Here is an 8,196-nt window from a genome sequence, read left to right on the forward strand (position 1 = left end):
ACTTATGAAGAATGCTCATTACCGTTTCACCGCATTGATTTCAACACCTTCCTCTTCCTTATCGAAGCCGATACGGTAGCCGAGGGAAACATGGTGGAAACGCGCATTGGTGTGGTCGTCATGGATGGCGAAACCAAAGTTATAGACCTGATCCAGCGCCATGCTGACATCGCCCGGTTTGTCGGATTGCAGCTTGCGGCGCACTTGCACTACCCACTTGCCGCCATCCAGCTTGGCATCGAAATCAGCGCCTTGACCGCCATCCATCGTGCGGTCGGCGAGAATCTGACCGTCTTCAGACTCACCCTTGCCGGATTTGAAGCGGATAATATCCATGTAATGTTTGGCATCCATTTCAGCTTTCAAACCCGCCTCGTCCTTGAGCTTGTCCCAGCCGCCACGCTTTTCACCATTTTTACCTTCAATCTCAATGGCGGTACGGCTTTCGGTGATGTATTTGCTGACCTCTTTGCCTTCTGGGGCATCCGGCATGGTTTTGGCATCGTTATGGCATGTTCCCCAGCATCCGGCTTGGCTGGCGTATTGCACGTCATCGGTAGCAAACATCATCGCCAGTTTCATCGGGTTGTCGGCATCCATCTTGCCACCTTCGGCAAACGGGGCAGGGGTATGCGCGGCATCTTCCCAACTGAACCGCATGTACAGGTATTCATCATCATGGCTGGCCTGCACACTGACAGGGATGCTGCCACGCTTGCCCGGAATCAGGGTGGCGCTGGGTTCAAGTTTTTCACCCGTGACAATCCTTTGCCCCATGTCGGCGGCCTCTTGGTCATGGCAATCGAAGCAGCGGTCGCCCTTCTTGAGCGGACGCGCCCCGCCGTGGTCTTTGCCGGTTAACAGCCATTCCATTGAGGCTTGCCCCGGATAGAGCAGGGTAATGTCACGCGCTGGGACATTCGCCCAGTCCTGTTGTGCCCAAGCGTTATCCGCACCAGCGGCGGCAGGTTTCTTGGCTACGGTCGCTTCCGTAGCTTTTGCTGCGGCTTCGGTAACGGGGTCACAGTCAACACACGGGCCTTTGCTTGCCCCGGCATCCGCTTTGGCAGGTGCAAGTGTTGCCGTGGCAGCCGCTACCGCATCTTTGACGGCTTTGTCTTGTTTGGCTTTCTCTGCTGCTGCTTGGGCTTTTTGATCAGCATCATTCTTTTCGGCTGTTTTCATGCCATCAAGGTAATGTTGCGGCACTTCGCGGATAAAGTCTGGGTTGGGTTTTTCCAAGGCTTCCAGTTCATCGGCAGGTAATTGGTCACGCACATTCTTATGGGCAATGCCCTTGTGGCAGTCAATGCAAGTCTGCCCGGTCTGGAAGGCGTTCAGGTGTTGCTTACGTGCCCTCGGTTTCTGGAAGGAAGGGTCCATTGACTCGATGGTGTGGCAGTTACGACATTCGCGGGAATCGGTGGTTTTCATGGTATTCCACACGCGCTTTGCCATTGTCAGACGGTGTTCATTGAATTTTTCCGGCGTACTGACTGTCCCCATAATCTTATGGTAGACCTCGTTGCTGGCTTGTATTTTACGCACCACCTTATGTATCCAAGGGTCTGGCACGTGGCAGTCCGGGCAGGTGGCACGCACTCCTGTGCGGTTGGAATAGTGGATGGTGGGTTTGTATTCCTGATAGACGTTTTCTTCCATCTCATGGCAGGAAATGCAGAAATCCAGCTTGTTGGTGGCTTCCATGCCAGTATTGAAGCCGCCCCAGAACAGGATGCCCAGCAGGAAAAAGACCAATGCGGAACCGATGGTTGCACCCATCACGGTGCGCCGTGACCAGAAAGGGGGTTTGTGTGATTGCGGCGTTGCCATGTTTTTTCCTCATGCCATGCGTGGAAGCTGGAAACCAGAGTGGCGGCAAGCCGTAGCCTGCCGCCTTGCCCGGAGGAGGGACTTTTAACCTTGATGGTTGTTACGGATAGAAACGTTGAATTTACCCGTTGGGGCGTACAAGCCTTTGATGCGGGTCTTTTCTTCCAAGGTGTTGGCGTCATACACGATGATTTCGCCGTCAGCATCCTTGCTGTTCTTGCTGTTCCAGACAGAAGCCCAGACTTCGGTGGCATCCTTGTTGAACTCGAAATGCACCGCCAGTTGCCCAGCCTTGTCAGTCAAGCGGATGGTCTTGACGACTGCACGGGTTTCCTTGTCGATGATCTTGACGGACTGCTGGATTTCAGGATCAGGGTGTTTGGTCTGGTCAGCCCAGATGTACTTGCTTTTCGGATGGGTACGGATGAACAGACCGGGGCCATCGGTTGGCACGGTGTAGCAAACTTTCCACGCCTTATCGGGATGCCCTGCCGGGTCATTGCCCCAAACAGTAATGATGCCCTCACCGATGTGGGTAGTGCCACCGACTGGGCCACATTCTTTGTCATCCCAGTTAGCGCCAGCGCCGGGGTGCGGCATTTTTGCCACATCCAGCAGGGCTACCTGTTTTTCCTCTTCCGTATCAATGATGGTGATTTTGTTGGAGGCATTGGCAGCAAGCTGGAAGTAACGCCCGGTCGGGTCATAGAAACCGTCATGCAACATCTTGGCGGTGTTGATTTTGGTCACTTTCAGGTTATCCAAGTCTTTGTAGCCGACTTCCCACACCTGCCCCAGTTCCTTAACTGCCACGAGGAAGTTGGACTTGTTGGGGGTGGGGTGGACTGTAGCAACACGGGCTTCGTTGATGAAGTCGCCATTAATGTCAGTGCCACGGGTAGACACCACTTTCAACGGCTCCATCGTTTTGGCATCGGCAATCACGAAATGGGGTGGCCAGTAACCACCACCGAGGACATATTTACCGTCACCAGATACCGCCACGCCGCGTGCGTCATAGGCGATCTTGGTTTCTGCCACCAGCATTTTGTCCGGGGTTTGCCACAAGTCGATCTTGTTCATTTTGCCATCGCGCCCCATCGTGAACCAGAAACGTCCGGGTGGGTTGGCGGGGTCATCTGACTTGTCGACTTTGTGGTGATCCATCGACTTGATGTTATGCACCGCATACCCAGTATTGAGGTGCGCCACGACTTCGTGCTTGTCGCCGTCGATAATGGCAACCTTGCCCACATCCCGCTCAATCACGAGGAAAAAGTTTTCCCAGTTGCGATCATGCATGGGCTTGGCGGGGTAATCTTTGGGGTCTACGTAGACTTTGGTGTGTTCCTTCATCTGCGCCAGACTCATTTCCGGCGGAACCGGCGGGGTCATCTGGAGGAAGGTTGCCATCAGGGTGATTTCTTCCTTGGAGAGGATGTCACTGAAGTTGTTCATCCCGCCTTCAGTGCCTTCGGTGATGATCTTTTCCAGACGTTTCTGACCGAGTTTAAGTGTACCGACCTTTTCTTCCGTACCGTCGGGCTTTTTCTTGACAGCGACAGGTTCTAGGCTTTTGCCGGTTGCACCTTTACGCAATGCTCCGTGGCAACCTGCACAGTTTTGGAAGTAAATGGTCTTGGCGCGTTCAAAATCGACTTCCGCCATGGTTGGCATGGCTGCCTTCGCATCTGCCTTAGTATCCGCTGCGCCAGCATCCTTAGCATCCTTGGTTTCTGCTGCCTTAGCGGGTTCTGCCGCTTTGGCAGCCTCTTCCTTTTTAACTGCTTCCGCCAGCCCTGCCAAGCTGGTGAAGGAAAGCGCCAGACCCACTGCCAAGCTCAAAGCAGCGATCTTGCCCGGTACGTATTTCATGCCTCGTCTCCTCGATTCCACGGAATCTGTTGTATGCCAGTTTCACCGTTAACCCCCGCCCGAAAGCGTACCCGAACGAAGATTTTTTTCGAGGGTATGCAAATACTTGATTACACGCCTTGACTTGAGTCAAGCACGAAAAATTAGGGGGAATTAGTGTTGATCCACATCAAGGCAAATTCATGGCTAACATGATCCCATAATCCTGCCTATCCAAATCACAGGGCAATGGCCTCGCGCATTACCCGTTGGCTAACAGACGAAGGAGCCTATTTTGTTGAAACAAATACTTGGTGTCGTACTGGCAACCATGCTTGGCCTCGGTGGGGCGTGGTATGCAACACGCTGGTTTTCTGATGACAGCCACCCAACCAGTATGACGCTGGCAGAGAACGGGGACTTTACCCTTCAATCGGTCAACGGCTCGATCAGTCTGGATAATTTCCGTGACAAGGTGGTGATTGTGTACTTCGGTTACACCGCCTGCCCAGACATTTGCCCCACTTCTATGGCTACCCTCAAGCACGGGCTGAAACAGTTGACTGGCGCAGAACTCGCACAAGTGCAGGGCATTTTCATTTCGGTAGACCCGGAACGGGATACGCCAGAGCATGTGCAAAAATATGCGCAGTACTTCCACCCCAACATCATGGGGGTTACGGGCAAGCCAGAGGTATTGGCTGAAGTTGCTAAACGCTACAACGTCACCTACCGTAAAGTAGAAATATCAAATTCGGCAATGGGTTACACTATTGATCACTCTGCATTGTTATATATTCTTGATAAGAAAGGTAATGTACGGGAACAAGTGCAACATGTTGTCCCTGCCACGGAGTTGGCAAACTCCATACGGCGGTTACTTTAAAAGGGAGCCATAGTGGAATTTTTACAAGCAAATCTGGATTATTTGGTGCTGGGTACGCTCGGTTTCATGAGTTTCGTCATGCTGGCGTTGGTGGTTGAACGCTACTTGTACTTGAACAAAGTCAGTTTGCAGCAGTTCGACCACATCGAAATCCTGAAAATCGCCTTGACGCGCAACCTCACCACCATTTCCAGTATCGGCTCGAATGCGCCCTACGTGGGGCTATTGGGGACGGTCATGGGCATTCTGGTTACATTCTACACGATGGGGCAAGGTGGCAAGCTGGATGTCAACATCATCATGTTGGGGCTGGCCTTGGCCTTGAAAGCTACCGCTGCGGGTTTGCTGGTCGCCATTCCTGCGATCATGTTTTACAACGCCCTGCTGCGTAAAGTCGAGGTGCTGACCGCCCGTTGGCAAGCGGTGCAGGATGGGAAAACGGCATGAAACGTTTCGACCAGATCAACATGATCCCTTTCATCGACATCATGCTGGTGCTGTTGGCGATTGTGCTGACCACTGCCTCTTTCATTTCGCAAGGTTTGATCCCGGTGGATTTGCCCAAGGCGGAGCAAAGTCAACAGGCCAGCCCCGACGAACACAGCATAGAAATCGCCATCAACGCACAGAACCAGATTTTCTTCGAGGGTACGCCGATCACGGCTGATACTTTGGCTGAAAAGCTGGCTCCCCATGCGGCTCATGCGGCGATGATGCCGGTGATTTTACGGGTGGATAAGGCAGCGGCTTTCGAGCATTTCATCAGTGTGATTGATGTGCTGAAGGCGGGGCATTTCGACAAACTTTCCATTCAGACCGAGCAAGCGCAGTGAAACATCACCTGACTGGCTTCGGCGTTTCTGCCCTATTGCATGGCACAGTCTTGTTGGTAGCCTTGCCGTTGCTGCTATGGCAGGACAAGCTGGGCAAAGTGGACGAACCGCAACCCGTCAACCTGTCGCTGGCGCAGTTCCAACCTGCGCCGCAGCCGACACCCGCAGAGCCACCACCTAAGCCCGAACCTGTGAAGCCGCCACCAAAACCTGAGCCGCCCAAACCGGAAAAGAAGCCAATAGAAAAGCCTAAACCGGAGAAAAAGCCGATAGAAAAGCCTATCGCTAAGCCCAAAGTTGAACCTAAACATGAGCACCAACACGAGCCGGAAGTGCAGCCCGAACCGAAACCTGCTGCTGCCGCCCCAGTAGCACCCGCGCCGCAACCGCAGCCAACGCCAGACCGCGCCCCGCCCGCGCAACTGGCGGATAACAAAGCGGCGGAAGCGGCTTACCGCGCCCGTTTGCAAAGCATGATTGCTGCCCGCAAAAGCTACCCACGCCAAGCGGAAGATGAGGAAGCAGAAGGTACGGTGATGGTGTCTTTCACAGTATTCCCGAATGGCTCAATCACCGGGGCGCGGGTCAGCAAAAGCTCCGGCAACCAATGGCTCGATAAGTCAGCGGTGCAAGCGGTGAATGCGGTATCTGGGGCATTGCCATTCCCACCCGACATCCGCAAACCGCAATGGACGTTCAGTTTGGAGGTTAAATATCATTTGGCATAATCATGTTGCACTCTATTTGCTTGATCTCTCCTGAGCGGATACCTTGGACAAGATTTGGAAAGTGTGTCAATTGACGCAGGTTGTCGTGTATTTTCACCCATCACAATATCAAGTTAGCCCAAGTCAATCAGATAAAGTTATTTAAAAACAAAATATTGCGATATTTGGCATAAAACTTGCCTGCGCTAGTGGTTGTTTTGCGATTAACAAATCGGAGTTTGCCCCATGCCCAGACCGCCTTCCCCTCCCCAGATACCTCATCCCCCTAAAAAGGCCAATAAACATTTATCCCTCATTGCCCTATTAATGCTCAGCCTTTACAGTAGCATGGCGATGGCTGAGCCGCCACCCCGTGTCGTGGTCAGTGCGGCACCCTTGCACTCACTGGTGGCCTCATTGATGGAGGGTGTCACCTCACCTGTACTGCTGGATGACTCTACTGATGCCCAACCAGCACAACTCGGCCCGTTCGGGAAAAGCCAGCTCATGACAGCCGATATGGTCATTTGGTCAGATACTGGTTTGGCAAAAGCCATGACGCAGGCTATGGAGGGAATTCCACTGAAAGGGCAACTGCTGACATTATCCGAGCATGTACCGTTGCTCACCGAGGAAGGTGTGACCAACGCTCCAGTATTTCACCACCAGTCCCGCGTCCCGGAATTTTGGCACGACCCGCGCCTAGCTATCATTGCCGTCAGGATGATCACCCCCAGACTGGTGAAACTAGACCCTGAGCATCAGGAACGCTACTTGGATAACGAAATCGTACTGGTCAAGCGGTTGAAAAATCTTGAACAGGAAATCAGCACCCAGTTAAAACCCGGTAGCGGGCAAATTTACGCTGCCATCAGCGGCCTTAACCCCTATTTCAGCCACAGGTTTCTCCCGTCTGCCGCCCACCCTGAGCAAGAGGGTTTCCAAAAGGCTTCCCTCAACGAACCTGCTGCCTGTGCTTATGGCAGGGATACTACCCGCTACAATATTGGGCCAGCGTTGTATTTTGAAACCATGCGGTACATAACCCGACAGGTATCTACCTGCCTGCACACCCCTGACCAGAAGCAACTTGCCTTGTAGGTATTGATAATCCTCAATGCAATCAATCTGGCGTTTGTAGCAGAGTTTTACAGTCAACTTTAATAACCATTGATTCAGGAGAAACATCATGTTGAAACCCATCACCTATTTGCTACTGTCTGCCGCCCTTGTCGGCACTGCCTTTGCTGAAGATGCCAGCAAGGCCGCCACACCAGCAGCGGTACATGCCGCACCCGTCGCCAGTACTGATGCCGCCACTACCCCTGACGCAGCCGCCAAGCAGGAATTCAGGAAAAACATGAAGCACGCCAACCCGCTGCCCAATTACATGGTCATCATCACGGAACAGGCCGATGCACTTAAACTGACGACTGAACAGAAAACCAAAGTGGATGCTTGGGTCAATGAAAACACCCCGAAAGCCGCCGCCGCCGTCAAGAACATCATTGCTGCCGAGCAGGCATTACTGGAAGCCTCCTTGGGTGGCGCAGGCAAGGATGACCTGATGAAGCAATTTGACGAAATGGCGAAAATGCGCCGGGCGCTGGCTGAGCAAAAGGCAGCTTGTAGCGATTACATGCGTCAGGTACTGACCCCAGAACAATGGGAACAAACGGTCAAGATGCAGCGTGAAGTACTAGCAGGCAACTCTGTACACGACAATTTTCCTAATCAGCGGTTTTCAGCAGCAAGGTGACATTGCCATTTGCCTTAGCGATTAAGTTTGGAGGCCATAAAAACAGCATCCACAAGCGGAAGTTTTCTGCCACTGCACGGAAGCCATGCAGTAAGTGATCGGTCAAATGGTCGAGTCCATAGCGGAACAGGCTTTGTTCGGGGCGTCCATGTTTCTTGATGAGCAACGGTTTGACAAAACCGTGCTTCCATTCCCCCACCTTGTGTGCCCAACTAAAGGCAATCGCCAGTAACGCCATGATTTTCTTGATGCGGAAGTACTTGGTGATGCGGGTATCTTCCCAGTGGAAACCGCGCCCTTTCAGGGATTGGAACAGGTTTTCGA

8 protein-coding genes and 1 pseudogene are annotated in these 8,196 nt (G+C 52.9%); 6 read left to right on the top strand and 3 right to left on the bottom strand.

What is annotated here, in order from left to right:
- Positions 1–18: 18 nt before the first annotated feature.
- Both PHE17_RS18760 and PHE17_RS18765 read right to left on the bottom strand, forming a co-directional pair.
- Positions 19–1,833: a NapC/NirT family cytochrome c gene (locus tag PHE17_RS18760; RefSeq protein ID WP_301017447.1), complete on the bottom strand. Its 1,815-nt coding sequence runs from the start codon at positions 1,831–1,833 to the stop codon at positions 19–21.
- 84 nt (positions 1,834–1,917) lie between these two features.
- Positions 1,918–3,708, bottom strand: coding sequence for a cytochrome D1 domain-containing protein (locus tag PHE17_RS18765; protein ID WP_301017448.1), 1,791 nt, complete (start codon positions 3,706–3,708; stop codon positions 1,918–1,920).
- A 277-nt stretch (positions 3,709–3,985) separates the two neighbouring features.
- On the opposite strand from PHE17_RS18765, the gene PHE17_RS18770 reads away from it, so the two are divergent.
- The 6 genes from PHE17_RS18770 to PHE17_RS18795 all read left to right on the top strand — a co-directional run bounded on the left by PHE17_RS18770 (position 3,986) and on the right by PHE17_RS18795 (position 7,872).
- Entirely contained in the window at positions 3,986–4,573 is a 588-nt protein-coding gene (locus PHE17_RS18770; RefSeq protein WP_301017449.1) for an SCO family protein, read from the top strand.
- A 12-nt stretch (positions 4,574–4,585) separates the two neighbouring features.
- Positions 4,586–5,020, top strand: coding sequence for a TonB-system energizer ExbB (exbB, locus tag PHE17_RS18775; RefSeq protein ID WP_301017450.1), 435 nt, complete (start codon positions 4,586–4,588; stop codon positions 5,018–5,020).
- Positions 5,017–5,406, top strand: coding sequence for a TonB system transport protein ExbD (gene exbD / locus PHE17_RS18780; protein ID WP_301017451.1), 390 nt, complete (start codon positions 5,017–5,019; stop codon positions 5,404–5,406). The genes exbB and exbD overlap by 4 nt, the downstream gene beginning before the upstream one ends.
- Positions 5,403–6,134 (top strand): energy transducer TonB, encoded by a 732-nt coding sequence (locus tag PHE17_RS18785; protein WP_301017452.1) that lies wholly within the window; start codon positions 5,403–5,405, stop codon positions 6,132–6,134. The genes exbD and PHE17_RS18785 overlap by 4 nt, the downstream gene beginning before the upstream one ends.
- A 225-nt stretch (positions 6,135–6,359) precedes the next feature.
- Positions 6,360–7,214: a metal ABC transporter substrate-binding protein gene (locus PHE17_RS18790; protein ID WP_301017453.1), complete on the top strand. Its 855-nt coding sequence runs from the start codon at positions 6,360–6,362 to the stop codon at positions 7,212–7,214.
- An 88-nt stretch (positions 7,215–7,302) separates the two neighbouring features.
- A complete protein-coding gene (locus tag PHE17_RS18795; protein ID WP_301017454.1) occupies positions 7,303–7,872 on the top strand; it encodes a hypothetical protein in 570 nt (189 codons plus the stop codon).
- On the opposite strand, the pseudogene PHE17_RS18800 reads toward PHE17_RS18795, so the two are convergent.
- A pseudogene (locus PHE17_RS18800) lies at positions 7,844–8,196 on the bottom strand (hypothetical protein); the annotation flags it as partial. The gene PHE17_RS18795 and the pseudogene PHE17_RS18800 sit on opposite strands and share 29 nt — an antisense overlap.

This window comes from Thiothrix sp. (assembly GCF_028714775.1).
Classification (GTDB): domain Bacteria; phylum Pseudomonadota; class Gammaproteobacteria; order Thiotrichales; family Thiotrichaceae; genus Thiothrix.

What these genes read in the sequence shown, in the direction of transcription:
- exbD (WP_301017451.1), top strand. Translation starts at nt 5,017, where the DNA reads ATGAAACGTTTCGACCAGATCAACATGATCCCTTTCATCGACATCATG.
- PHE17_RS18760 (WP_301017447.1), bottom strand. Translation starts at nt 1,833, where the DNA reads ATGGCAACGCCGCAATCACACAAACCCCCTTTCTGGTCACGGCGCACC.
- PHE17_RS18795 (WP_301017454.1), top strand. Translation starts at nt 7,303, where the DNA reads ATGTTGAAACCCATCACCTATTTGCTACTGTCTGCCGCCCTTGTCGGC.
- PHE17_RS18765 (WP_301017448.1), bottom strand. Translation starts at nt 3,708, where the DNA reads ATGAAATACGTACCGGGCAAGATCGCTGCTTTGAGCTTGGCAGTGGGT.
- PHE17_RS18790 (WP_301017453.1), top strand. Translation starts at nt 6,360, where the DNA reads ATGCCCAGACCGCCTTCCCCTCCCCAGATACCTCATCCCCCTAAAAAG.